General features: G+C 54.4%; 23 protein-coding genes. 9 read left to right on the top strand and 14 right to left on the bottom strand.

Features of this window, described 5'->3' with window-relative positions:
- Positions 1 to 168: 168 nt before the first annotated feature.
- From nrdA to WDB70_RS07085, 9 genes are all read left to right on the top strand, one after another.
- Positions 169 to 2,481, top strand: a complete 2,313-nt coding sequence (nrdA, locus tag WDB70_RS07045; RefSeq protein WP_406662819.1) for a class 1a ribonucleoside-diphosphate reductase subunit alpha — start codon at positions 169 to 171, stop codon at positions 2,479 to 2,481.
- Positions 2,482 to 2,523: 42 nt separating this feature from the next.
- Positions 2,524 to 3,654 carry a class Ia ribonucleoside-diphosphate reductase subunit beta gene (nrdB, locus tag WDB70_RS07050; protein WP_406662821.1) on the top strand — a complete coding sequence of 377 codons (1,131 nt, stop codon included), beginning with the start codon at positions 2,524 to 2,526 and terminating at the stop codon, positions 3,652 to 3,654.
- A 283-nt stretch (positions 3,655 to 3,937) separates the two neighbouring features.
- Positions 3,938 to 4,444, top strand: a complete 507-nt coding sequence (locus WDB70_RS07055) for an SLATT domain-containing protein (RefSeq protein ID WP_406662823.1) — start codon at positions 3,938 to 3,940, stop codon at positions 4,442 to 4,444.
- Between the two features lie 1,153 nt (positions 4,445 to 5,597).
- On the top strand, positions 5,598 to 6,218 hold the full coding sequence (locus tag WDB70_RS07060) for a hypothetical protein (protein ID WP_406662825.1): 621 nt from the start codon (positions 5,598 to 5,600) through the stop codon (positions 6,216 to 6,218).
- Between the two features lie 32 nt (positions 6,219 to 6,250).
- Positions 6,251 to 6,610 carry a VOC family protein gene (locus tag WDB70_RS07065; RefSeq protein ID WP_406662827.1) on the top strand — a complete coding sequence of 120 codons (360 nt, stop codon included), beginning with the start codon at positions 6,251 to 6,253 and terminating at the stop codon, positions 6,608 to 6,610.
- 329 nt (positions 6,611 to 6,939) lie between these two features.
- A complete protein-coding gene (locus WDB70_RS07070; protein WP_406662830.1) occupies positions 6,940 to 7,776 on the top strand; it encodes a 23S rRNA (adenine(2030)-N(6))-methyltransferase RlmJ in 837 nt (278 codons plus the stop codon).
- Positions 7,777 to 7,779: 3 nt separating this feature from the next.
- The gene (locus WDB70_RS07075; protein ID WP_406662832.1) at positions 7,780 to 7,926 is read left to right on the top strand and encodes a hypothetical protein; all 147 of its coding nucleotides are present in this window, start codon (positions 7,780 to 7,782) and stop codon (positions 7,924 to 7,926) included.
- Positions 7,927 to 8,095: 169 nt separating this feature from the next.
- Positions 8,096 to 8,281, top strand: coding sequence for a hypothetical protein (locus tag WDB70_RS07080; RefSeq protein ID WP_406662834.1), 186 nt, complete (start codon positions 8,096 to 8,098; stop codon positions 8,279 to 8,281).
- Positions 8,282 to 8,368: 87 nt separating this feature from the next.
- On the top strand, positions 8,369 to 8,923 hold the full coding sequence (locus tag WDB70_RS07085) for an N-acetyltransferase family protein (RefSeq protein ID WP_406662836.1): 555 nt from the start codon (positions 8,369 to 8,371) through the stop codon (positions 8,921 to 8,923).
- Here WDB70_RS07085 and WDB70_RS07090 read toward each other — a convergent pair.
- The 14 genes from WDB70_RS07090 to WDB70_RS07155 form a co-directional block, all read right to left on the bottom strand.
- Entirely contained in the window at positions 8,920 to 9,306 is a 387-nt protein-coding gene (locus WDB70_RS07090) for a hypothetical protein (protein ID WP_406662838.1), read from the bottom strand. The two genes, WDB70_RS07085 and WDB70_RS07090, sit on opposite strands and share 4 nt — an antisense overlap.
- A gap of 73 nt (positions 9,307 to 9,379) precedes the next feature.
- Complete coding sequence (locus WDB70_RS07095) at positions 9,380 to 10,636, bottom strand: NAD(P)/FAD-dependent oxidoreductase (protein WP_406662840.1); 1,257 nt, start codon at positions 10,634 to 10,636, stop codon at positions 9,380 to 9,382.
- Between the two features lie 6 nt (positions 10,637 to 10,642).
- Entirely contained in the window at positions 10,643 to 11,869 is a 1,227-nt protein-coding gene (locus WDB70_RS07100; protein WP_406662842.1) for a beta-ketoacyl-ACP synthase, read from the bottom strand.
- Positions 11,869 to 12,594 carry a 3-oxoacyl-ACP reductase FabG gene (gene fabG, locus WDB70_RS07105; RefSeq protein WP_406662844.1) on the bottom strand — a complete coding sequence of 242 codons (726 nt, stop codon included), beginning with the start codon at positions 12,592 to 12,594 and terminating at the stop codon, positions 11,869 to 11,871. Before fabG ends, WDB70_RS07100 begins: the two co-directional genes overlap by 1 nt.
- Positions 12,591 to 13,052 carry a hypothetical protein gene (locus tag WDB70_RS07110; protein WP_406662845.1) on the bottom strand — a complete coding sequence of 154 codons (462 nt, stop codon included), beginning with the start codon at positions 13,050 to 13,052 and terminating at the stop codon, positions 12,591 to 12,593. The genes fabG and WDB70_RS07110 overlap by 4 nt, the downstream gene beginning before the upstream one ends.
- Entirely contained in the window at positions 13,045 to 14,211 is a 1,167-nt protein-coding gene (locus WDB70_RS07115; protein WP_406662847.1) for a beta-ketoacyl-ACP synthase, read from the bottom strand. The genes WDB70_RS07110 and WDB70_RS07115 overlap by 8 nt, the downstream gene beginning before the upstream one ends.
- Positions 14,204 to 14,749 (bottom strand): DUF3261 domain-containing protein, encoded by a 546-nt coding sequence (locus WDB70_RS07120; RefSeq protein WP_406662849.1) that lies wholly within the window; start codon positions 14,747 to 14,749, stop codon positions 14,204 to 14,206. Before WDB70_RS07120 ends, WDB70_RS07115 begins: the two co-directional genes overlap by 8 nt.
- Complete coding sequence (locus WDB70_RS07125; RefSeq protein ID WP_406662851.1) at positions 14,746 to 16,860, bottom strand: MMPL family transporter; 2,115 nt, start codon at positions 16,858 to 16,860, stop codon at positions 14,746 to 14,748. The genes WDB70_RS07120 and WDB70_RS07125 overlap by 4 nt, the downstream gene beginning before the upstream one ends.
- The gene (locus WDB70_RS07130; RefSeq protein WP_406662853.1) at positions 16,857 to 17,348 is read right to left on the bottom strand and encodes an outer membrane lipoprotein carrier protein LolA; all 492 of its coding nucleotides are present in this window, start codon (positions 17,346 to 17,348) and stop codon (positions 16,857 to 16,859) included. Before WDB70_RS07130 ends, WDB70_RS07125 begins: the two co-directional genes overlap by 4 nt.
- Complete coding sequence (locus WDB70_RS07135) at positions 17,327 to 17,755, bottom strand: acyl-CoA thioesterase (protein WP_406662855.1); 429 nt, start codon at positions 17,753 to 17,755, stop codon at positions 17,327 to 17,329. The genes WDB70_RS07130 and WDB70_RS07135 overlap by 22 nt, the downstream gene beginning before the upstream one ends.
- Entirely contained in the window at positions 17,742 to 19,268 is a 1,527-nt protein-coding gene (hutH, locus tag WDB70_RS07140) for a histidine ammonia-lyase (RefSeq protein WP_406662857.1), read from the bottom strand. Before hutH ends, WDB70_RS07135 begins: the two co-directional genes overlap by 14 nt.
- The gene (locus WDB70_RS07145) at positions 19,265 to 20,950 is read right to left on the bottom strand and encodes a glycosyltransferase (protein WP_406662859.1); all 1,686 of its coding nucleotides are present in this window, start codon (positions 20,948 to 20,950) and stop codon (positions 19,265 to 19,267) included. The genes hutH and WDB70_RS07145 overlap by 4 nt, the downstream gene beginning before the upstream one ends.
- Complete coding sequence (locus WDB70_RS07150) at positions 20,947 to 21,291, bottom strand: hydroxymyristoyl-ACP dehydratase (RefSeq protein WP_406662861.1); 345 nt, start codon at positions 21,289 to 21,291, stop codon at positions 20,947 to 20,949. The genes WDB70_RS07145 and WDB70_RS07150 overlap by 4 nt, the downstream gene beginning before the upstream one ends.
- Before the next feature lie 3 nt (positions 21,292 to 21,294).
- Entirely contained in the window at positions 21,295 to 22,518 is a 1,224-nt protein-coding gene (locus WDB70_RS07155) for an AMP-binding protein (protein ID WP_406662863.1), read from the bottom strand.
- Positions 22,519 to 22,532 lie beyond the last annotated feature (14 nt).

The following is a 22,532-nucleotide window of genomic DNA, read 5'->3' on the forward strand; positions in this document are numbered from 1 at the left end:
GGGTCAGACTGGCATTAATTTTGTGGCTTGAAAGCCTGCCCAGACCTCACTATCTTGTTCCTTACCAGCTAAACAAACCCAATATCTTGTGTATTTAATACGCAAGCACCACAAGCCAGTGTTGTTGTAAAGCCGGCGGTGCCCAGGGGCAGCAGATTAAGGTACGTCATGAACAAGAACCTTCTCGTCACCAAGCGAAATGGTCAACAGGAAGCGATCGATCTGGACAAGATCCATCGTGTGGTTACCTGGGCCGCCGATGGCCTCAAAGATGTGTCAGTGTCCCAGGTGGAACTGCGCGCCCAGATCCAGTTTTACGACGGCATCAAAACCGCCGACATCCATGAAACCCTGATCAAGGCCGCTGCCGATCTGATCAGCGAAGACGCGCCGGATTATCAGTATCTGGCGGCGCGGCTGGCGGTGTTCCACCTGCGTAAAAAAGCCTACGGCGAGTTTGAACCGCCGCACCTGTTCAGCCACGTGAAAAAAATGGTCGAGCTGGGCAAATATGACGAGCACCTGCTGAGCGACTACAGCCGCGAAGAGTTTGACGCCCTTAATGAGATGATTGACCACAGCCGCGACATGAACTTCTCTTACGCGGCCGTCAAACAGCTCGAAGGCAAATACCTGGTACAAAACCGCGTTACCGGCGAGATCTACGAGTCTGCCCAGTTCCTCTACATTCTGGTAGCTGCCTGCCTGTTTGCCGATTACCCCCGTGACACCCGCCTTGACTACATCAAGCGCTTTTACGATGCGGTGTCCACCTTTAAGCTGTCACTGCCTACGCCCATTATGTCTGGCGTGCGTACCCCCACCCGGCAGTTCAGCTCCTGCGTGCTGATTGAAACCGGCGACAGCCTCGATTCCATCAACGCCACGGCCTCTGCCATTGTCCGTTACGTTTCCCAGCGGGCCGGTATTGGCATTAACGCCGGGCGCATTCGCGCCCTGGGCAGCCCCATTCGTGGTGGCGAAGCCTTCCATACCGGCTGTATTCCTTTTTATAAGCACTTCCAGACCGCCGTAAAATCCTGCTCGCAAGGCGGTGTGCGCGGCGGCGCGGCCACCCTGTTCTACCCCATGTGGCACCTGGAAGTGGAAAGCCTACTGGTCTTGAAGAACAACCGCGGCGTTGAAGAAAACCGCGTTCGCCACATGGACTATGGCGTGCAAATCAACCGGCTGATGTACCAGCGCCTGATCAAAGGCGGCGACATCACCCTGTTCAGCCCGTCCGACGTACCGGGCCTGTATGACGCCTTCTTTGCCGACCAGGCCAAGTTTGAAGAGCTGTACAGCAAATACGAACAGGACGAGTCCATTCGCAAGAAAACCATCAAAGCGGTTGAGCTGTTCTCGCTGCTGCTGTCAGAGCGTGCCTCTACCGGCCGTATCTACGTGCAGAACGTTGACCACTGCAACACCCACAGCCCGTTTGACCCGGCCGTGGCGCCGGTGCGCCAGTCCAACCTGTGCCTGGAAATCGCCCTGCCCACCAAGCCGCTGATGGACATCAACGACGAGAACGGCGAGATTGCTCTGTGTACCCTGTCGGCCTTTAACCTCGGCGCCATCGACAGCCTCGACGAACTCGAAGAGCTGTCTGAACTGGCGGTACGGGCGCTGGACAGCCTGCTGGACTACCAGGACTACCCGGTCAAAGCCGCCCACATTGCCACCATGGGCCGCCGCACGCTGGGCGTGGGGGTGATCAACTACGCCTACTACCTCGCCAAAAACGGCGTGCGTTACTCCGACGGCAGCGCCAACGGCCTGACCCACCGCACCTTTGAAGCCATGCAGTATTACCTGCTCAAAGCTTCTATGGAGCTGGCCAAGGAGCGCGGCGCCTGCCCAATGTTCGATGAAACCACCTACGCCAAAGGCCTGTTGCCCATCGATACCTACAAAAAGGATTTGGACAACATCTGTGACGAGCCGCTGCACCTTGACTGGGAGCAACTGCGTAAAGACATCGTTGCCCATGGCCTGCGTAACAGCACCCTGTCGGCGCTGATGCCGTCAGAAACCAGCTCGCAGATCTCCAATGCCACCAACGGCATTGAGCCGCCGCGCGGCCACATCTCGGTGAAAGCCTCCAAAGACGGCATTTTGCGTCAGGTCGTGCCCGACTTTGAGCACCTCAAAGACGCTTACGAGCTGCTGTGGGATATCCCCAACAACGACGGTTACCTGCAACTGGTGGGTTTGATGCAAAAATTCATCGACCAGTCCATCAGCGCCAACACCAACTACGATCCGGCCAAATTCCCGGGTTCTAAAGTGCCGATGCAATCGCTCATTAAAGATCTGCTCACCGCCTACAAATACGGTGTCAAAACCCTCTACTACCACAACACCCGTGACGGTGCCGCTGACACCCAGCAAGACGCACCGACCAAGCCTCAGCAGGCCACGGTAGCGGTACAAGAGGACGACGACGATTGCGCCGGCGGCGCCTGCAAGATTTGATCATAAGGGGGCAAAGCCCCCTTTTTTCAGGGAGTTACCACCATGCGTTACACCACCTTTAGTCGTCAGAGCAACGATGCACTCAAGGAACCCATGTTCTTCGGCCAGCCGGTCAACGTGGCCCGTTATGACCAGCAAAAGTACGAAGTCTTTGAAAAGCTGATTGAAAAGCAGCTGTCGTTCTTCTGGCGCCCCGAGGAAGTGGACGTATCCAAAGATCGGGTTGATTTTGCCAAGCTGCCGGAACACGAGCAGCACATCTTCCTGTCGAATCTCAAATACCAAACCCTGCTCGACTCCATTCAGGGCCGCAGCCCCAACGTAGCGCTGCTGCCGCTGGTGTCGCTCCCCGAGCTGGAAACCTGGATTGAAACCTGGTCGTTTTCCGAGACCATTCACTCCCGGTCATACACCCACATCATTCGCAATATCGTTGCCGACCCCGCCAAGGTGTTTGACGACATCGTGGTCAACGAAGAAATTCAAAAGCGCGCTGACGAAATTGCCGTGTATTACGACACCTTGATTGAGTACAGCCAGCTGTGGCAGCTGCACGGCGAAGGCCAGCACCAGGTTGCCGGTAAAACCTACGACATCAACCTCAAAGATCTGAAGAAAAAGCTCTACCTGTGCATGATGGCCGTTAACGCCCTGGAAGCCATTCGCTTCTACGTCAGCTTTGCCTGCTCTTTTGCCTTTGCCGAACGCAAACTGATGGAAGGCAACGCCAAAATCATCAAGTTCATCGCCCGCGACGAAGCCCTGCACTTGAGCGGCACCCAGCAAATTCTGAACCTGATGCGCGACGGTAAAGAAGGCAACGAATGGGCCGAGATTGCTCTGGAATGCCGCGAAGAATCGCAAGCGCTGTTCACCCGCGCCGCCGAGCAGGAAAAGGCCTGGGCCAAATACCTGTTTAAAGACGGCTCGATGATCGGCCTGAACGAGTCCATTTTGTGCCAGTACGTGGAATACATCACCAACGTACGTATGGGCGCCGTGGGCCTGACCCCGGCCTTTGCCAACACCTCCAACCCGATCCCCTGGATCAACGCCTGGCTGGTGTCAGACAACGTACAAGTAGCGCCGCAGGAGTCAGAAATCAGCTCCTATCTGGTAGGGCAGATAGACGCCAACGTCGATCTGGGTGACCTGGACGACTTCGACCTCTGACACAATCCCGCTTCGGCGGGATTTTTTGTGCCATTTCACAAAACCGCCCTGCCCCCTTGGCAGCGACCAGCCAATGCCCGTAAGGTAGTAAAACAACAAGGAATTCAGGGTTCTGCGGCCCAAAGAACGCAGGGGCGGTAGCGTGCCTGAAGGCCCTGCTTGCCGGGCACCGGCTCGTACGCGTGTCTGTTTTATCGGGTGAACAGTAATTCCTTAACACGTAGTATTTTCCACGGTGCATGATTCATACATCAATAAGGCATCATAGGCTATAGGTTCAAACATGAGCGATGATCAAAAAAAATTGCTGGGCGAGTGGTATAGAAGAGTAACTTTAAGCTCGCAAAGTCACTATAATCATGCTCAATGGTTATCAAAGGCTAATTTATGGCTAGGTGCCACTGCGGCAGTGATTTCAGCAATTATCGGCACTTCAGTTTTTGCAACCCTTCAACAAAACATAGCGATCTGGATACGAATAATTGTAGCATCATTAAGTATCTCGGCAGCTATATTAGCTGCATTCCAAACTCTATTTAATTTTTCAGATAGAGCAGAAAAACATAGAATATATGGTTCTAAGTATGGTGCTATAAGAAGAAAAATAGACATGGTTATATCTCAAAATAAATTATCGGATGATGAGTTTAAAGGGTTAACCGCTGAGATATCGGTTCGCTTAGATGACTTTGCAAGCGAAGCACCTAAAATTCCATCAAAAGTTTGGTTGAAAACAGAAGAGCGCTACAAAAAAAGATTTTCAATTGAATTTCCATTCAAAGAAATTTAACTATCCTTTTGATGCTAACTGGCTTTGCTTCCTAAGCTCGAAAAGGAAACTCTGGCAACTTGCTGACTAAGTGATAATAGATGGCGCTCGCTGATGCAGTTATAACTAGGGGACGTCATCGGAAATTCCATCCACTGGTGCGAGTAGTGAACAAAACTTCCCAGAGCACCCTGTGGTAAACCGAACAAGCCTTCATGGTTGTAGTTTGCCCAGTTGTTGATGTTGTGCGTGGCCTTACCTATTGACTGTTCCCCTTCGATACGTCGGGGATCTGCTCATGGCAAAGTGGAATAGTTCACTGAATTTGGAAAACAACGTCGTTAGTCATGATAATACGCTTTATCATATGGAGAATAAGGGCCGTTTCTCTCTTTGGACTGCGAAACTGAAACGAAGTTGCCCGTTAAGTGTAGCGCCGCTGTGGCAGGAATGGGAGGTTCAGCTGAGGCAGGACGCCGAAGCAGGTGAGTACGTGTCGGGATACACGTATGAACCGGTGAACCGGGAATGACGAACACAGCGTCAGCGCGGAACATGGGCGAGGGTTTTGCTGACTTTTGCCCCCAAAAGTCAGGCGCGTGCAGGGGCGCCCCCCTGCAATAAATACTGGATTTTGATGTGCCTGCGGCACAGCTGTTTGTTTGCCGGTTCCCGCACCGGCTGGCGGGTTCCTTTCTTGCTTGGCCAAAGAAAGGAACCGAAAGAAGGCCACCCCAGCGTTACGCTCTAACCGTGCTGGAAGCTGCTTGCCGGGCACCGGCTCGTACGCGTGTCCCGACACGTACTCACCTGTTTCGCCATCCCTGGCTCAACGGCCCTATCGCAGCTTCCACCCCGGCGCTGCACTTAAAGGGGCCCCAAGAGCCACACCGGCAGGCATGGCAGACAATCAGAGAGTGGGTTGCGTCGTTCAGGTTTTTGGATGGGAATACAGTATATCCGGCCGCGGTGTGGCAATCTGGCACCTTTATTACGGACACCGGGCTCGTTTATCCCAGCCAGAGATAGTTAACTCACTGAGAAAAATGATTTATCAAATGATCCGACTTCAAAATAAGAAGCCGGTCCAACCAGCAAAAGAAGCCCGCGCGTTTTTGCGCAGCCGCTTGAGTGGGACTGATGCATTAGTCTTGTAAAAGAACGAGTTGAGATTATGGAAATTGCAAAGAAAATAGGAAGTATTTTACTTGGGCTGATAACTCTTGCTGCTTTGATATATGGAGGTTATTGGATTGTTGTGGAATGTATTGCACTGCTTTCAAATCTCCCAAAGGAAGTGTTGGCAGCACTAATTGGTGCAATGGCTACGGTTTTTGCAGGCATTGCAGCAGTAATTATTAGTCAAAAGCAATCAAAGCAACGAGATATTGATGAGTCACACAGACCCAAAAAGGTAGAAATATATAAAAAGTTTCTTGATGCTGTGTCTGGATTGATGGCAGCACAGAACGAAAACGTAACTAAGAAGGGTATGACCGATCAAGAGTTGGTTGACTATTTAGTTGAGTTTAAATCGGAATTGCTTTTATGGGGTTCGCCTTTGGTAATAAAGCGGCAGCTTGAATTTGAAGAAGCATCCAGAAAGAATGGAAATGTTTTTACGGCCATAAATAATCTATACAAAGCCATTAGAGAAGATATTGGGTTAAGTAATAAGGGGCTCAATTCACATGAACTTGTGAAAATGTATCTTAGTGATCCCGGCGAACTTGACGAAATATTATCTTCTAACAAGTCAATGATGCAGCCGACCGCTGACGCGTCGGCTGATTGAGGCGTTATGTGTAATTTAAGTCAGGAGGCGGAATGGAAAAGGTAGCTGGAATTGGTGGTGTTTTTTTTCGGGCTAAAAATCCTGAAAAACTTTCAAAGTGGTATGAAGAGAATTTGGGTATAAACCCGGTTCCGAAGAGTTACGATGATCTCTCTTGGTCTCAAGAAGCAGGTCCTACGGTACTTGCACCTTTCGAACAGAACACCGATTACTTTGGGCGTGAATCGCAAGCATGGATGATAAACTTCAGAGTTCATGATTTATCTAAGTTGGTAATGCAGCTCCGAAATTCAAACATTGAGGTTACAAATGAAGAAGAGTACCCAAACGGGAAATTTGCCAGGCTTCACGATCCAGAAGGTAACCCAATTGAATTGTGGGAGCCAAAATAAAAAATACACACAACAAGGTCAGGCAGCAGAGGCTGAACCTCACCCACTGTAACGGACATGCAATCATAAGACAAAGTGGCCATCTGCTTTTCTGCCCGTTAAGTGCAGCGCCAGTAGAACATGGGCGAGGGTTTTGCTGACTTTTGCCCCACAAAAGTCAGGCGCGTGCAGGGGCGCACCCCTGCAATTACCGGCAATACCTTCTTAGCCTGTAGCGCCTACCCGCGTTGCCGCTATACCCTGAGCCACAAGAGCGCCTGATACCGTTGCACCCTACCCGGCTTTGGCGCACACTCACGGCCCGGCAAGGCTCCTGAAGGACTCCCACATTGTTAAGCTACCGACACGCCTTTCACGCAGGTAATTATGCGGATGTGATCAAGCACGTGGTGCTGGTGGAGATCCTCCGCCACCTTTGCAAAAAAGACGCGCCCTTTGAGTACATCGACACCCATTCCGGTGCCGGGCTATATAACCTGGCGGCGCCGGACGCGCAGAAGCTACAGGAGTTTGCCGGTGGCATTGGCAAACTGTCGGTAGAGGCCTTCCCGGAGCTGGCCGCTTATCTGGATGTGGTAGCCAGTTTTAATAACAACCCGGCGCGGCACCTGTACCCCGGCTCCCCGGCCATTGCCAAAACCTTTTTACGCCGCCAGGACCGTGGCTGGCTGTTTGAGCTGCATCCCAAAGATGCGGCGCTACTGAGCCAGAACATGGCCGGCCAGAAGAATATCCGGGTACAGCACAAAGACGGCTTTGCCGGGCTTAAGGCGCTGGTGCCACCCACCGCCCGCCGGGGCCTGGTGCTGATAGACCCGTCTTATGAAATAAAATCGGACTACCAATTAGTCGTGGAGCAGGTAATTCAAGCGCACCGCAAGTTCAGTAACGGTATTTATGCCATCTGGTACCCGGTGGTAGACCGCCACACCATTGTCAAAATAACCCAAGATCTGGCCAACAGCGGCATTCGCAACATTCAGCGCTATGAACTGGGTATTGCCGAAGACAGCGCCCAGCACGGCATGACCTCCTCCGGGATGATAGTGATCAATCCGCCCTGGACGCTGTTTGACACCATGGCGGCACTGCTACCCAAGCTCAGCACCGCCCTAAGCGGCCACAACACCCCCATTTACCAGTGTGACGTGCTGGTGAACGAGTAACCCATGAATCTTGGCGCCCGCTGGCCAAAGACCTTGCCAGTCAGGCGTTACCACAACCACCGCCAGTGCCGACCACGGCTGCGCCACGCCAATCTCTGCGCCGCGCTGGTGGGCCAGGGCAAGAAAACGCTACCTGTAGCACGCCTATAGCGCCGACAGGCCATTGCTAGCGGAGCACTTTGCACGGGCCAATACCTGACAGTTGGCTCTCCACCAGCCGCGCGGCGGCGCTTACCCAGCGCTCAACACCTTTTCTGAATGCCAGGTCATGGCTTTGCCATCAGCTATGCTCACAAGGCCACCGCAACAAGGACGCCTTATGCGCGAACCATCCAAAAACCCACACCGTAAAACCGCCGGCCGGGTAATAGCCGGGTTCGGTTTGGTCATGATCCTGGCCAATGCCCTGGGCTACCTGCTGGCCTGGCCGGCCGATTTAATGCCGCTGCTTATCATCGGCTTGATACTGGTAGCAGTAGGTGTGAACCTGGCATCAAGCCGGTAGCCGTGAGAAATGCCTTTTTACTGCGTTACATCACGATTTTACCGGCATTAGCCATTACACTGTCGGCAAAGGATCTGTGAGCACGGCATGATAAACCTACGGCATTACCTTTCGTTTGACCGCATGAAAGACGGCACCCCCGTGTTCGTGCGGGCTATTCGCCGCCAGGACAAACACGCCTTGCTGCGCGCTTATGAACACATGTCCGAGCGCAGCATTTATTACCGTTTCATGCGCCCCAAGTGGCAGATGAGCCTGGCTGAAGCGGCCCGCTTTACTGACGTGGATTTTGTTAACCATGTGGCCATAGCGGCAGGCCATTACAGCGACAAAGGCGAGGAAGAGCCACTGGGCATTGGCCGCTACATTGTGCTGCCGGGCAAGGTAAAGCGGGCGGAATTTGCCTGTGCGGTAATTGATGACCAGCAAGGCATGGGCATTGGCTCGATACTGCTAAACCACCTGGTGCACATTGCCCGCCAGCAAAATATCGTCGAGTTTATTGCCGAAGTGCTGCCGCAAAACCGCGGCATGATCAAAGTCTTTGCCAAAAGCGGCCTGCCCTCGCGCAGCCTGATGGAAGACGGCCTGATCCGCATTAACATGGATCTGCGCGAGCGCCAGGAGCTGGAGTCAGACTAGGGGCGTGGCGGTGTCAGCTTCAGGCACAGTTGTGGGTCCCCCTGCCAGCGGATCTGTACCACCTTGCCGGCCATTACCACTACCTGCCGTACGCAGCCGGTGGTTTTACTGCCACCAAATACGGTGCCAACCGAACCAAACACATGGCCACCGCCGCCGCCAATGCCGATACCAACGCTGGGGCTGCTGCTTTGCTGGCTCTGACGGTAAATAAGCCAGTCCTGGCCATCGACTTTATTGGTTTGGGCCGGAACCCCCCACTTATCCATCAGGGCATCGGCACTGGCGCCATACCAGCTCTGCATACGGCTGTTGACGGTAGCCGGTGAAACACTGGCACACCCGGCCAACCCAAGTAACACAACCAGCGCTAGTCGCTTCATCGCTTGCTACCTCCAACAGGTCATATCCAGCGGTTCAGGTAGCACCAGGGCTTATCCCGGTGCCGCTATCACTTTAACCCAACTGACAAATTTTCCCCAAGGTGGTCAGCCGGCGCTGCGACTCCGCCACAAAAGGATTGCTGTTATCCCAAGCATAGCCGGCCAGTATCGAGCAAATCATGCGTTTAACCTGCGGCTCGGGAGTCGGATAAAAAATCACATCCTGAAAGGTGCCCTGATACCAGCTTTCAACATAGGTACGAAAGACATCGACACCGCTTTGCAGCTTGTCGGCAAAGTCACGCTGCCAGTCAACGGCCTCGCCAGCAAAATGCCGGCCCAGCGTCTTGGCGGCAAGGCTGGCTGAAGTAAAGGCGATGGTGACACCGGAGGAAAAGACCGGATCGAGAAACTCGGCGGCGTTCCCTAACAGTGCGAAACGGTCACCAAAGAGGTTTTTCACTTTTGCCGAGTAGCCCTTGAGCGTGTTCACCGGGTTGGAAAACTGGGCCTGCGCCAGTAGCTTGGCAAGACCAGGCTCTGCGAACACCATGTCTTTGAAAATATCTTCGGCGGTCCCGGTTTTTTCGGCAAAAAAAGCCACTTCCCCTACCACGCCCAGTGAGCTGGTGCCATCAGCAAAGGGGATCAACCAGTACCAAATGTCTTTGCATTCGGGGTGAATGCTGATCAGGATTTTATTGCGATCAAAGTTGGCACAATCAATACCGTCCACCACATGGGTAAAAAATGACTGGCGTGGGGCAAAGCCCGAAGGCATCTCCAAATCAAAAAGCCGTGGTAATACCCGGGCAAATCCAGAGGCATCAAGCACAAACTCGGCGTGTAACTGGTAGTGTTCACCCTGTTCATTAACACACGACAGCAGCGCGCCATCATCACTGACCTGCACATCTTCAATGCTGTGTTCGAAACGAACATCGACCCCTTGCGCCATCGCCTCTTCGGCCAGCAGTTGGTCAAACGCGGCTCGTTTAACCTGAAAAGTAATGCCGGGGCCAGGGCTAAATTTTTCGGTAAAATCGAAGGTGGTTTCTTTGCCTTGGTAGCTAAACGCAGCGCCGTTTTTTAGCTGAAAGGCCAACTGTTCGGCGTGCTTTTCCAGTACGCCGGCAAGCCCCGCTTCCTCCAGGTAAACCATCGATTGCGGTAGCAGGCTTTCACCAATAGAAAAGCGGGGGAAGCGGCTTTTTTCCAGTACCCGAACATCAATACCCTGGTTGTTTAACAAGGAAGCGGCCAAGCTTCCGGAGGGACCAGCACCAATGACCGCTACCTGTACGCGATCAACATAATCATCCTTTACCACTACGTTTTATTCCTGAAAACGATTAAAAACTAACGAGGTGTTGATACCACCGAAGGCAAAATTGTTTGTCATCCAGTGTTGCACATCCATCACCCGGCCTTCGCCGACTAAGTAATCCAGCTCGGCGCAACGCGGGTCACGCTCGTTCAGGTTCAGTGTCGGGGCAAACCAGCCGTCATTCATCATTTCGATACCCAGCCAGGCTTCCAGGGCACCGCAGGCGCCCAGGGTATGGCCAAAATAGCTTTTTAAGGAATGCACCGGCACCTGCTGGCCAAAAACCCGTGCTGTGGCATGGCTCTCGGCGATATCCCCCTGTTCAGTCGCGGTACCGTGAGCACTGACATAGTCAATGGCGGCAGGTTCAAGGTTGGCGCTGTTCAGTGCCAGGCGCATGGCCACTTCCATGGTTTGCGAGGTGGGCGACGTGACATGGGCACCATCACAATTGGTACCGAAGCCCACCAGCTCCGCCAGAATGGTGGCGCCACGAGCCTTGGCATGTTCGTAAGACTCAAGCACCAAGGTGGCTGCCCCTTCACCAATTACCAGGCCGTCGCGGCCACTATCAAAGGGCCGTGGCGTTAGCTGCGGCGTGTCGTTACGGGTAGAGGTGGCATAAAGGGTGTCAAACACGGCCGCTTCGGTTGGGCAAAGCTCCTCAGCACCACCGGCCAGCATCACCTTTTGATGGCCGTATTTAATGGCCTCGTAGGCATAACCAATGGCCTGAGAGCCCGAGGTACAGGCACTGGAGGTGGGGATCACGCGGCCCTTGAGGCCAAAGAACAGGCTGACATTGACGCAAGTGGTATGGCCCATCATCTGGATATAGCTGGTGGCCGTGATCTTGGAGCAATCCTGACGTTCCAGCATGGCGGCAAAAGCGGTGATCGGCGGCGTTGAGCCAATGGATGAACCATAGGCTATGCCGGTACTGCCATCGCTCAGGCAGGCTGCGCCCAGGAGCCCTGCTCTTGCTAATGCCATTTCCGTGGCACGGGTAGCCATCAGCGACACGCGGCCATGAGAACGGATTTGCTTACGCGAATAGTGCGTGGGGCGGGTGAATTCCACAGGGCCAGCCAGCAGGGTGTTCATGCCTTCGTACTGGCGCCATTGTTCCATACAGACAATGCCGCTTTTCCCGGCCTGCATGGCTGATTTAATGCTGGCCCAGTCATGGCCCAAAGAACTTAAGCCAGCCATGCCCGTGACGACAACCCGATGCATCAGCACAGCCCTCCATTTACAGCGATAACCTGGCGGGTGATATAACTGGCACTGTCTGAGCACAAAAAGGCCACCAGATCGGCCACTTCTTTGGCCTGCCCGGCCCGGCGTAAAGGGATCAGCTCTTTAATATGCGCGGCGGCCGCCAAGTCTTCGGTCATATCCGATTCAATAAGCCCCGGCGCCACACAGTTAACGGTGATCTTCCGTTTTGCCAGCTCCAATGCCAGCGCCTTGGTGGCGCTGATGATGCCGCCTTTGGAAGCAGAATAATTAACCTGACCACGATTACCTATCAAACCAGACACCGATGCCAGGGTAACGATGCGCCCCCCCTGGCGGCTTTGTACCATCGGCATCACCACCGGTTTCAAGACGTTATAAAAACCGTCCAGATTAGTGTGGATCACTTGATCCCAGTCGTCATCTGTTAATGCCGGGAAGGCACCGTCACGGCTAATGCCAGCATTCACAACCACCCCGTAATAAGCGCCATGTTGCGCTATATCGGCTGCCAACGCGGTTCTGGCAGCAGCACGGTCAGACACATCAAAAGCCAACAAACGGGCTTGCCCACCGGCTTGTTCAACCTCACGTTTCACCGCTTCAGCAGCATCTTGGCGACTACGGTAATGAATAACCACCGTAGTGTCGGGGCCTGCCAGAGCCCTGGCTATGGCGGCACCAATTCCCCGGCTTGCGCCTGTTACCAGGTACTGCCTCATCGTTGTTCTCCTTTTAAAATGGATGTGGCATCGTCAGGCTGATAGACGGTGATCTGTGCCCGCTGCACTCCTCTGGATGAAGTAACCACACAGCTAAAAACACTTAAGCCATCGCCCTGCGCGAAGCTTTCGGTCACTTCTATATCAACCACATCACCAAACTGAAAATAAGCAAAATCGGATTGAAAGCGCCGCGTTCCCAGCAAGAAGCCCACTTTTACCGGTTCGCCGGCCAGCTCAGCTTGTAAACCGGCATATACCGCAATGGTTTGCGCCATGTATTCAATGCCAACCCAAATAGGCACGCCATCGTTATCTGCAAAAGGGCTGGCCGGGGTAATGGTCAACCGGCAACGGGCAAACTGCGCACCGCCATCGAGTACCTCATCGAGCAGTAACATCGGCGGGCGGTGGGAAATGTAATGGCAAGGAGCCTTAAAAGAACGCTGTTCACTCATGAGACAAAATCACACTGACATTACTGCCACCAAAGGCATACGAATTGGACATAACATGACGAAGTGGCGCCGCCTGACCTGGCTTGGCAAATTTCAATGCGGGCAGGCTACTGTCATACGGCTTGTGGCTCACTTGCGGCAACAGGGTTTGCCGGCTTAAGGCCAAATAACAAAATGCGGCTTCCAGGGCGCCAGCGGCACCGAGGCAATGGCCAATCTGGGCTTTTGAGGAGCTGACCCAGGGCTGATGCGCAAAAAATCGGGTCATCAGCTTCGCTTCCATCTCGTCGTTTTTTACCGTGCCGGTACCGTGCAGATTGACGTAATCAATGGCTTCGGCAGTAATACCGGCGGCACTGATGGCTTGCTGCATTGCCAGGCGCGCGCCATGGCCGTCAGGGTCTGGGGCAGAAATATGATAGCCATCGGAGGACTCACCGACCCCCGCCAAACTGACCGGGCTGTGACGCCGCGACAGCAAAAAGACCGCTGCCCCCTCGCCGATATTGATCCCCTGCCGGTCTTGTGAAAATGGGCTGCACGGCGTTGCCGAGACAGACTCCAGGGCAGAAAAGCCATTGACCGTTAGCCGGCACAGCGAATCAACACCGCCCACCACTACCGCATCAGCAAGCCCGCTATTCATCAGCCGCCGGGCGCTGGCAAAGGCTTTTCCCGAAGACGAACAGGCTGTCGACAAGGTGTAGGCCGGGCCACTCACCCCCAGGTAATCGCTGGCAAATTGGGCAACAGATCCCAGGGTCTGAACGTTGTAGTTAAATCCCGCTGGTAAAGCACCGGTATTTTGCCACTGCGCCAGTGCCCGCTCCCCGACATCAATACCCGCAGTAGATGACCCCAGCACAACCGCTATGCGGTCACGGCCATAGGCGGCCTTGGCCCATTCCAGCTCCGCCTGCAAGCCATCCAAGGCCTGGCGCAACATCCGGTTGTTACGACAATCAAGGCCGCTAAAGGCTTCCGGCAGCGGCGCCAGGGGGCTTTGTACTGCCCCAACCCAGGCTAACGTACCATCCAGTAACAGATCTGCTTTTTGTACCAAACCACTGCGCCCGGCAAACAATGCGCTGGCGATGTCTTCTGGCTCATGGCCGAGCGGTGTCACCATTGACGGAGCCGACAGGTATAAATTACTCATAGGTCACCTTGAAGCCGTAACCAAGCTGGCGTTGCTCAAACTGAAATCCTTTCGGGTGGTAACTAATGGCCACCAGTATTTGCCCGTTTTTACGCAATAACCGTTGCTGATGCTGTGTTTCTACCTTGACCCCCAGCGGTGCCAGGCTTTTGGCCAGGGCGGGCTCAGGCATCAGTGCCATTAGCAGATCAGCCAACAGATGCTTGGTATCGGCTTTGGCTGGCATTAACGGTGAGCGCCGCGCCGTAAATTGCCGGCCATCGAAGCTGGTCTGGAACAAAAAAGTGCCAAAATCAGAGAGCGCCGTCAGGGTCATTTTGTCAGCGTGCAAAGAAAGCTGACCCACCAGTTGCCAGCGGTTGTCGCCATGCCAAGCCACCACCTGCTGCGTTTTGTCCACGGGCTCGGTTACCCAGCTAAGACTGGGCAATGTCCAGTTAAGACCCGCCCCCAATGCCACCTCGGGTGGCGCCGGCCTGCTGACTGTCTGGCAACCGCACAGTAAGACGCTGACTAGCAGTAACAACCGTTTTTTCATGGCGTTCTGGCCCACAGCAGGCTGCTCAACCAGGCGGTCAGCAATCCCATCGCAACAACGGCGCCAAAGCCGGCCAACACGGGGGTACTGGATGCCATCAGCAAACCAAACGCCAGCAAGCTGGATGTGGCTGACAGTAAAACAGCTAACAAGGTATGCCCCGCTGGTGCAGACGAGACAAAAAACAAGCAATAGTCCAGGCTAAGGCCCAGTACCAGCATCAGCCCCAAAGCGTGAATAAGATTAAACGGCTGCCCCAGAAAAGCCGGCGTGACCGCTGCCACAATCAAAGCCATGGCAGTAGCCAGAATCACTCTGGCGCCCCGTTGTCTTAAGCGCCATAACAACACCAATGCCAGCAGGCTGAAGGCCACTAGCAGCCATTGCAGCACCTGGTCGCGATAATGCCCGAAAGTACGGGTAGCCTGCCCTGCAGGGTCAACAAGGGACAAGTCTGAGAGCGCTTTGGCCCCGGCCTCGCTAAGCCCCTGCAGCACAATCACCGAGGTATGCGCCTTGTTCAGATACAACCGTAGCCGACCATCATTGAGCGGCCAGTGGTCGGGGCTAAGACCGGCTTGAAAGGCAGGAACGGGGCCAAGGGCGCCATCAAGCTGGTTGTTCAATTGCTGCCAGAGCCGGGCGATGCGTTGGTGGTCAGCCTTTTGCCTGGCAACCGAAGGAAATGCCTGACTCAGTGCCAGCACTGATTTCAGCTCACCCTGGCTTTTTAATGCATTTAGCCTTGGCATCAGAGCTTCTTCTTGTTGCAACAAGTGTTCGGTACTGTCGGCACTGAGCAAAAGGTATTGGCCACCGGGGCGTTGCCCCAACCAGAAGGCCAAACGTTCGGCCACGGCCTGCAAAGAGGCGTCCTTGGGTTGCCATTGGCGAATGTCATCATTAAAAGATAATTGCCTTGCCCCTATCACCGACCAGCCTACCACCAGGCTTAACAGTGCCCATTTGGCCCAGTGACGGTGTCGGTCTGCTACCGCCAAAAAGCGCTCTGGCCAAACACGGCTGGCAACCTCAGGCACCGGCACCCAATAACGCACGTAACAGTACGCCACCAGCAAGCCACCCACAGCAGTCACCCCTAGTTCTGATAACCCGGGAAAGGGTGACAGTACCAAGACACCGTAAGCACACAAACTCGATACCAAGCCCCCCAACAGTGGCCCGCGAATACTTTTTTGGTGTTTGGCCGCTGCCAGCGCGTGGAAGCCATAATCAGCACAGATGCCAATAACACTCGCTCCCATCACTAAAGCCAGCCAATGGGCATTGGGATAACACCACCACAATAGTGTCAGCGCCCCGAGCAAAGAGGAAACCAGCAAACCGCTCATAAAGCCCAGTGCTTTAATGCCGCCAAAACCCCATACAATCAGCACCAGCACCCCGGCCAGGGCCAGACCACCAAAGCGGCTGACCTCTTTTTGCGCTTGCTCGGCCCCTTTTTGGGCATAGAGCACGGTGCCAAAGGCTTTGGCCGGCACCGGCAGCTGCTGCAACCACTGGCTAACCTGATGCTGCAAGCGGGCATCGAAGGCCGAACCTTTCAGCTCGGCAGAAAAAATCAGCGCGTAATGGCCATTTTTTTCCAGTAATGGCCAGCCATTGACCATCTGCACATGCCCGGTGCTTGGCCGCTGCGCTTCCAGCCAGTGGCTAAAGGTTAATAACGGGTCTGCTCTTAGGCTGGTGGGCATAGGGCCAAACCACATTGCCAAGGCGCGATTAAGCAACTGCTGGTCACTGAGATGACGGTCGGCATCTGACAGTAACTGCGTTCTAAACTGACCCAGTTCGCTGTAATCAGGGCTTTTACCCCCTTGCCAGCGTGTAATAAAAGATGTGCGCTTGAGTTGTTCGCTCAGGGCTTGCCCCTGCTTTACCAGCACCTGCGGGTTGCTATTTTCCAGCAACAGCCACAGTTGCCGATCAAAGCGGCTCTTTAGTTCATTGAAGGCAACCTGGTTGGCGCCATTGAGCTGGGCAAAATCTTTGGGCAGCAGATCCGCCAGCTGGGTTGACGGCGATACCCCCAAAGCCCAACGCAGCCCCAGTAGCGCCAACAACACCGCCAAGAAACGAAATAACTTCACTGGCAAGCACCAGGCACAAGCTGGATCAGCGTTTCACCCTCAGGTTCATGGAGGCGGATACTGTTAGGCGGCTCACCGGTAATCGTGATGGCGCTGATGCCTTTTGCCACCAGCTTACTTTTGGGCACCAGCACCACCGCGCCTTGTTCCTGGCGCAGTGTAAAACGCTGTGCCAGCACATCCTGATTACCCTGTATTAGCGCCCCCAGCAAACCCGCAAAGCTGGCGAACAAGGGATTGTCGCTGCTGGCAATTTGCTGGCGGTTGCCATCAGGTGATACCTGATACAAGCCATTGGGCCCCACTTCAAGTGTGCTGGCAAAGGGCTTGACGGTGTGCCAGACAAGGGTGTCACCAGCAAGGGTGTAGTGCCCTGACGAACGAAACGGTTTGGACATGCCGGCAACACGCTTTTGCTGGGTAAACTCCCCGCATGGGGCAGGCTTGGCCAGTGTCTGAGCAAGCATTATTGCGCTGAGTAAGGCCATGGTTCCCCCAATTTATCAAAGAGCACCTGCGGCGAGACGAACTGCATTTCGCCGCTGCTTTTATCTACCGCAACCTGTACCGTTTTGCCCTTGGTCATACAGGCGCCGGTTTCTTTGCAGCGTACTTCGTAACTCATGCCCAAGCGGTTTTGAAATTCTGTCAGCTTAGCGGTTACCAGTAATGCCTGGTTCAAAACCGCTGGCCGCACATATTTCACTTTTAAATCGACGATAGGCCAGAGATAACCGGACGCTTCCATTTCCGGGTAGTTGTAATCAAAGCTCTCTAAAAGCGCACAGCGCGCCACTTCGAAGTAGCGCAGATAGTTGCCATGCCAGGTTACCTGCATCGGGTCCAGGTCATGAAACGGCACCTGAATTTCCACAGTAGCTTCACGATGCGTCATATAAACTCCACGATTGCTGGCGAAGGTGGCTCATCAATAGCCGCAGGTCCGCCTCAAGCGGCCGGTCATGATGCACCGGCGGACACAGCGCAAAAACACTGCCGATAAAGCTATCCAGGGTGCCACTCAATGCCAGTTGCTGCTGTTGGCCTTTAAGCCAGCAACCCTGACAAGCGGCCAGCAACACAGCCGCGGTTACCTGTTCAGTCAACTCCAGAATGCGCAGGCAGTCTCGCGCGGCAATGGTTCCCATGCTGACCTTGTCCTGGTTATGGCACTCCGTTGAACGGGAAAAGACCGACGCCGGCATACAGTGTTTCAACGCCTCCGCCGTCCACGCAGAGACGCCTATTTGTACCGCTTTAAAACCATGGCTGATGGCTTTGTCTGGGCCATTATTGCCGGTCAGGTTGGCCGGCAGACCATTATTCACCTTGCAATCCACCAGCGATGCCAATTGCCGGTCAAGTAAGTCAGCCAGGTTTGCCACCTGTACTTTCAGCGTGTCCATGGCCATCGCGATATGCCCGCCATAAAAGTGCCCGCCATGCAGCACTTTTTCTTCTTCAGCATTGATGATGGGATTATCGTTGGCACTGTTGAGTTCAGTTTCAATGAGAGTGCGTAACCACGGCAGGGCGTCTTCCAAGGCGCCAATAACATGCGGAGCGCAACGCAGTGAATAGCGGTCCTGGAGGCGGTTATGAGCCTCAGCCCCCCGGTAGTCGAGATCTAAACGAAGGCGCTGGGCCACTTTGCTCTGCCCGGGGTGAGGCTTGACGGCAAAAAGGCTCTCGTCAAAATGATAGCTGTTGCCCCCCAACGCTTTACTGACCAATGCCGTAATACGAGTGGCCATACGGCCTAGGTACTCGGCTTGCGCAAAGGCCTGGCAAGCCAGAGCCGTCATAACAGCGGTGCCGTTCATGATAGCCAGGCCTTCTTTGGGCTTTAACGTTAACGGTTCAACCCCTTTTTGAGCCAGTACTTCCGCCGTATCACGGATCTCACCACGGTAGTAAACCCGCCGCTCCCCTACCAAAACAGCTGCCAGATAGGAAAGCGGTGTCAGATCACCGGACGCACCAACAGAACCTTCTGCTGGTATCAACGGAATCACATCTTCGGCTAATAACCACTCAAGCCGCGCCAGCAGTTCCCAGGTAACGCCAGAATGACCGAGGCTTAACGACGCCAGGCGGCTGGCCACAATAGCGCGGCCTTCTTCGACGGTGAAATAACGCCCCAAGCCACAACCATGAAAGCGTGTCAGGTTCAGAGGTAACGCCTCGACTTGCTCACGAGGAATATCGACGGTGACCGAGTCACCGTAGCCGGTGGTCACCCCGTAAATACAACCATCTTCGCGCCACAGCCGCTCAAGAAAGTCCGCACCCTTGTTAATCAAGGCCCGGTATTGTTCACTGTTATCAAGCTGCGCTGTTGCAGTACCTGCCGCAATGGCATTGATATCTTCAATACATATCGGTGCCTTACCGAAAACCACTGTCATCCGATTCTTTCCTGTTTACGCGGACCGCTGTCAGCCTGCCAGAAGTCAAAAAAATTAAACCATTGCAACGGTGCCTGCTGGCAGTGTTCGCTCAGGCGGTCTGCAAACTTTTGCGCCCAGCGGGTCAGTTCCTGCTGGCGGTGGCGACGAGACAACGTCACCCCTTCTGGCGCAAAAGGCTCCATTGATACTTTGTGCTGTTGTCCCTGGCGCGTACAAAACAGCGTGTAGACCGGGCACTCCAAGACATGTGCCAGCACCCAGGGACCAATCGGAAACGGCGCCGGCTGCCCTAAAAAATTGCATGTCACGGTATGCCCGGCTTTGCTGGCAGAGGTGCGATCGCCAACCATAACCACCAGTTCACCGGCATCAATACGCTGGCGAAGCAACATGGCGGTATCCGGCCCCATGCTACTGACCTCCAGCATATTCATTCGCGCCTGCGGGTTAATTTCTGCCAGTAGCGCATTAAATTTAAGTGCGTGTTCGGTGAGCACTAATACTGTCATTGGCCGATCCGACAACGCCCGGCACAACTCCAAATTACCGAGGTGCGCCCCCACCAGCAAAGCACCCCTCCCACTTTCTGCCAATTGCTCAAAGTGCTCATGGCCGTTAAAGAGCAGCTGATCTTTACTCTCCCCCCTGCCCGCCCAGGCGGCCAGTTTGTCGAGAATGCTTTCACCAAAAGCAAGATGGTGGCGAAAGCCGGTGAATAGCGTGGGCGTTTTGCTTACCCCTGGCAGGGGTCCGGCATAAGCGTAAAGACGGCGCAGGTAAGCTAACGAATGCTGCCGGCTTTGCCCGGTAAGAAAAAAGTACGCCATCACCGGATACAAAAATACCCGAAACCCTGGCCGGCCGAACAAGCGAAACGCCCACCACAAGCTACGCATGCCAAGGTGGCTTCCCCTTTCGCCCATCACCGACCAGTGCTGTGAGCGGCGAAAGTGACGAGCCAGCAATTTCGGCAGTCGCGGCAACATGCCGAAAAAAAGGCGGGTATGCATTTTCGAGATGAGCCAATTATCACGCCAGGCCTGAAAGTGCGACGAGCCATCTTCCGGATAAATTACCTTGGTTTTTAACTGCTCAATATTCATGCCCGACCAGAACAGCCGCACCAGTACTTCGATATCAAAGTCCATGCGCTGCCCCAGGTTTACCCGGTCAAAAAGCGCTACTGTTGCGGCCAGGGGGTACACCCGAAAACCACACATGGCATCTTTAATGGTCAGGCTGAGGGTTTCTATCCATACCCAGACATGGGTGACATAACGCCCGTATAAACGCCCTTTAGGCACAGAGGCATCATAAGCGGGCATGCCGGCAACCAGTGTATCCGGTGCCTGTTCGGCAGCCGCCAGGAAGCGGGGAATGTCATCAAGGGCATGCTGGCCATCTGCATCCACTTGAAAACCGTGGCTAAAACCGGCGGCTAAAGCACTGCGCAGGCCGGTTATGACCGCACCGCCTTTGCCTTTGTTCTCGCGGTGCCGTACCAGGGTAATACTGGGATACTGAGCCGCGATCCTGTCCAGCATGGCGCCGTGCTCTGCTGTTGAACCATCGTCCACAACAATGATCGGCAGCCCTGTTGCCACCAGCTTGGGCAAGGTACGACTGGCCGCTGGCCCATGGTTATACACTGGCACTACCAGGCAAGGGTTAAAGCTCACGCTGCCTCCATGGCAATACGGCCACTGGCATGGTCGCCCTGCTCGGAGCGGTAGTGAAATGCCAGCCGTCCTTTGTCGCGGTCATAGTGCAAGGTTAATTGCAGAGTCAGGCCTGGGGTAATAACGGCCTGGAACTTCACTGCCTCCATGCGGTGGCTTTTCAGGCTCAAGCCAAAATGCTCGGCGCCAAAACAGGCGGCCCAATGCAACTGCACAACGCCGGGCAAAATCGGCAGCCCCGGGAAATGCCCCTGAAAATAAAGAAGTTCGGGTTTTACCAGCAAGACAAGCTCTAGACCTTCGGCCGTCAGGCGGCGCTCTACAATATCCGGCAGGGTCATACGTTACTCTTCAAATAGGGCGGCCAGCGCCTGTTCAGTGACTTTTCCTTGGGCATTGACCGGTAAGGTATCCACCAACCGCCAACGCCGGGGTAAAACAACCGGCTCAAATTCATTGAGCAACCGCCGCCGTAATTGCTGCGTAAAAGCATATTTGCCCAAGTTTTGCAGGGCGGCGCGACCGCTATCATTCAACACCAGCACGGCCCCCAGCTGCTGGCGAACAGCGCTGGTCAGTAATAAACAACGCCCGTCAACAACCCACTCTGTGGCCATCAACGCTTTGTCCATGGCATTCAGTGACAAGCGTTTTTGCTCAACTTTGACGATGCGATCGCAACGGCCATTAAGGGTAAAGAGGCCTGCTTCATCCAGTACCACTTTATCCCCCATAACGACCGTGCCAGCACTGACCTCAGAGTCAACAACCAGGGCTTCATCGCTATTACGTGTGCAGCTAACACCGGCAAAGGGCTGCCACTTGTCGGTACGGTCTTGACGCCGCCAGGCTACTCCGCCGGTTTCAGTTGAGCCAAACACCTCTGTTGGCGCCAAACCAAAGCACCTCTTCGCGGCACTGGCCGCACGCTCACTCAATAACCCGCCAGAGCTGAATAAGCCCCCCAGCTTGCCACGAATTTGGCTCATAATATCGGGCTCAGGTAAACGCTCAAGGTGAGCGGGGCTCGTCACCAGCCAAAAAGGTGAGTTCAATTGCTCTATCAGGGTGGGCAGTTGTTCCGGATAGGTAATGGCCGGGCGATGGATAACGCCACCGCTAAGCAGTGGCCATAAAACCCGAAACAACAAGCCATAAATGTGCTGGTGAGATACTGTCGAAATGACGTTACCCGTTACCGGGCCAAAGGTATCCTCGAGGGTACAGAGCTCTGCCAGCAACTGACCGGGCTTTTTGATGATGCCTTTCGGTTCACCGGTGCTGCCAGAGGTAAACAGCAGCAATTCACCGAGCTTTGGGTAGCAAAGCTGCTGCCCCATAAAACCAAAGGGATTTAATGCTGGATGTACGCAATCCAGTGGCTGGCTGCAAATAATGCCTTTGGCCGCCACTGCATTCAGGCTGCCCGCTTGCCCATTGGCCGGTAAAACCGGCTTAACGCCCGCCTGCCAGCAGGCCAGCAAGCCAATCAAAAATGCCGCCGGATCAGTGTCCCAAAGTAACCAGCTGTCACCCTCAGTGAGCTGATGGCTAAGGCCTTCAGCCATACGGGAGACCGCTT

This window comes from Gallaecimonas aegicerasi, assembly GCF_045291545.1.
In the GTDB taxonomy this organism is placed as follows: domain Bacteria; phylum Pseudomonadota; class Gammaproteobacteria; order Enterobacterales; family Gallaecimonadaceae; genus Gallaecimonas.

Bases quoted from the DNA above. Each gene is read 5' to 3' on its own strand.
- WDB70_RS07080 (WP_406662834.1), top strand. From the start codon at position 8,096: ATGCGCGAACCATCCAAAAACCCACACCGTAAAACCGCCGGCCGGGTA.
- WDB70_RS07110 (WP_406662845.1), bottom strand. From the start codon at position 13,052: ATGAGTGAACAGCGTTCTTTTAAGGCTCCTTGCCATTACATTTCCCAC.
- WDB70_RS07075 (WP_406662832.1), top strand. From the start codon at position 7,780: ATGAATCTTGGCGCCCGCTGGCCAAAGACCTTGCCAGTCAGGCGTTAC.
- nrdA (WP_406662819.1), top strand. From the start codon at position 169: ATGAACAAGAACCTTCTCGTCACCAAGCGAAATGGTCAACAGGAAGCG.
- WDB70_RS07115 (WP_406662847.1), bottom strand. From the start codon at position 14,211: ATGAGTAATTTATACCTGTCGGCTCCGTCAATGGTGACACCGCTCGGC.
- WDB70_RS07060 (WP_406662825.1), top strand. From the start codon at position 5,598: ATGGAAATTGCAAAGAAAATAGGAAGTATTTTACTTGGGCTGATAACT.
- WDB70_RS07120 (WP_406662849.1), bottom strand. From the start codon at position 14,749: ATGAAAAAACGGTTGTTACTGCTAGTCAGCGTCTTACTGTGCGGTTGC.
- WDB70_RS07090 (WP_406662838.1), bottom strand. From the start codon at position 9,306: ATGAAGCGACTAGCGCTGGTTGTGTTACTTGGGTTGGCCGGGTGTGCC.
- nrdB (WP_406662821.1), top strand. From the start codon at position 2,524: ATGCGTTACACCACCTTTAGTCGTCAGAGCAACGATGCACTCAAGGAA.
- WDB70_RS07135 (WP_406662855.1), bottom strand. From the start codon at position 17,755: ATGACGCATCGTGAAGCTACTGTGGAAATTCAGGTGCCGTTTCATGAC.
- fabG (WP_406662844.1), bottom strand. From the start codon at position 12,594: ATGAGGCAGTACCTGGTAACAGGCGCAAGCCGGGGAATTGGTGCCGCC.
- WDB70_RS07130 (WP_406662853.1), bottom strand. From the start codon at position 17,348: ATGGCCTTACTCAGCGCAATAATGCTTGCTCAGACACTGGCCAAGCCT.
- WDB70_RS07150 (WP_406662861.1), bottom strand. From the start codon at position 21,291: ATGACCCTGCCGGATATTGTAGAGCGCCGCCTGACGGCCGAAGGTCTA.
- WDB70_RS07065 (WP_406662827.1), top strand. From the start codon at position 6,251: ATGGAAAAGGTAGCTGGAATTGGTGGTGTTTTTTTTCGGGCTAAAAAT.
- WDB70_RS07100 (WP_406662842.1), bottom strand. From the start codon at position 11,869: ATGCATCGGGTTGTCGTCACGGGCATGGCTGGCTTAAGTTCTTTGGGC.
- WDB70_RS07155 (WP_406662863.1), bottom strand. From the start codon at position 22,518: ATGGCTGAAGGCCTTAGCCATCAGCTCACTGAGGGTGACAGCTGGTTA.
- WDB70_RS07055 (WP_406662823.1), top strand. From the start codon at position 3,938: ATGAGCGATGATCAAAAAAAATTGCTGGGCGAGTGGTATAGAAGAGTA.
- hutH (WP_406662857.1), bottom strand. From the start codon at position 19,268: ATGACAGTGGTTTTCGGTAAGGCACCGATATGTATTGAAGATATCAAT.
- WDB70_RS07085 (WP_406662836.1), top strand. From the start codon at position 8,369: ATGATAAACCTACGGCATTACCTTTCGTTTGACCGCATGAAAGACGGC.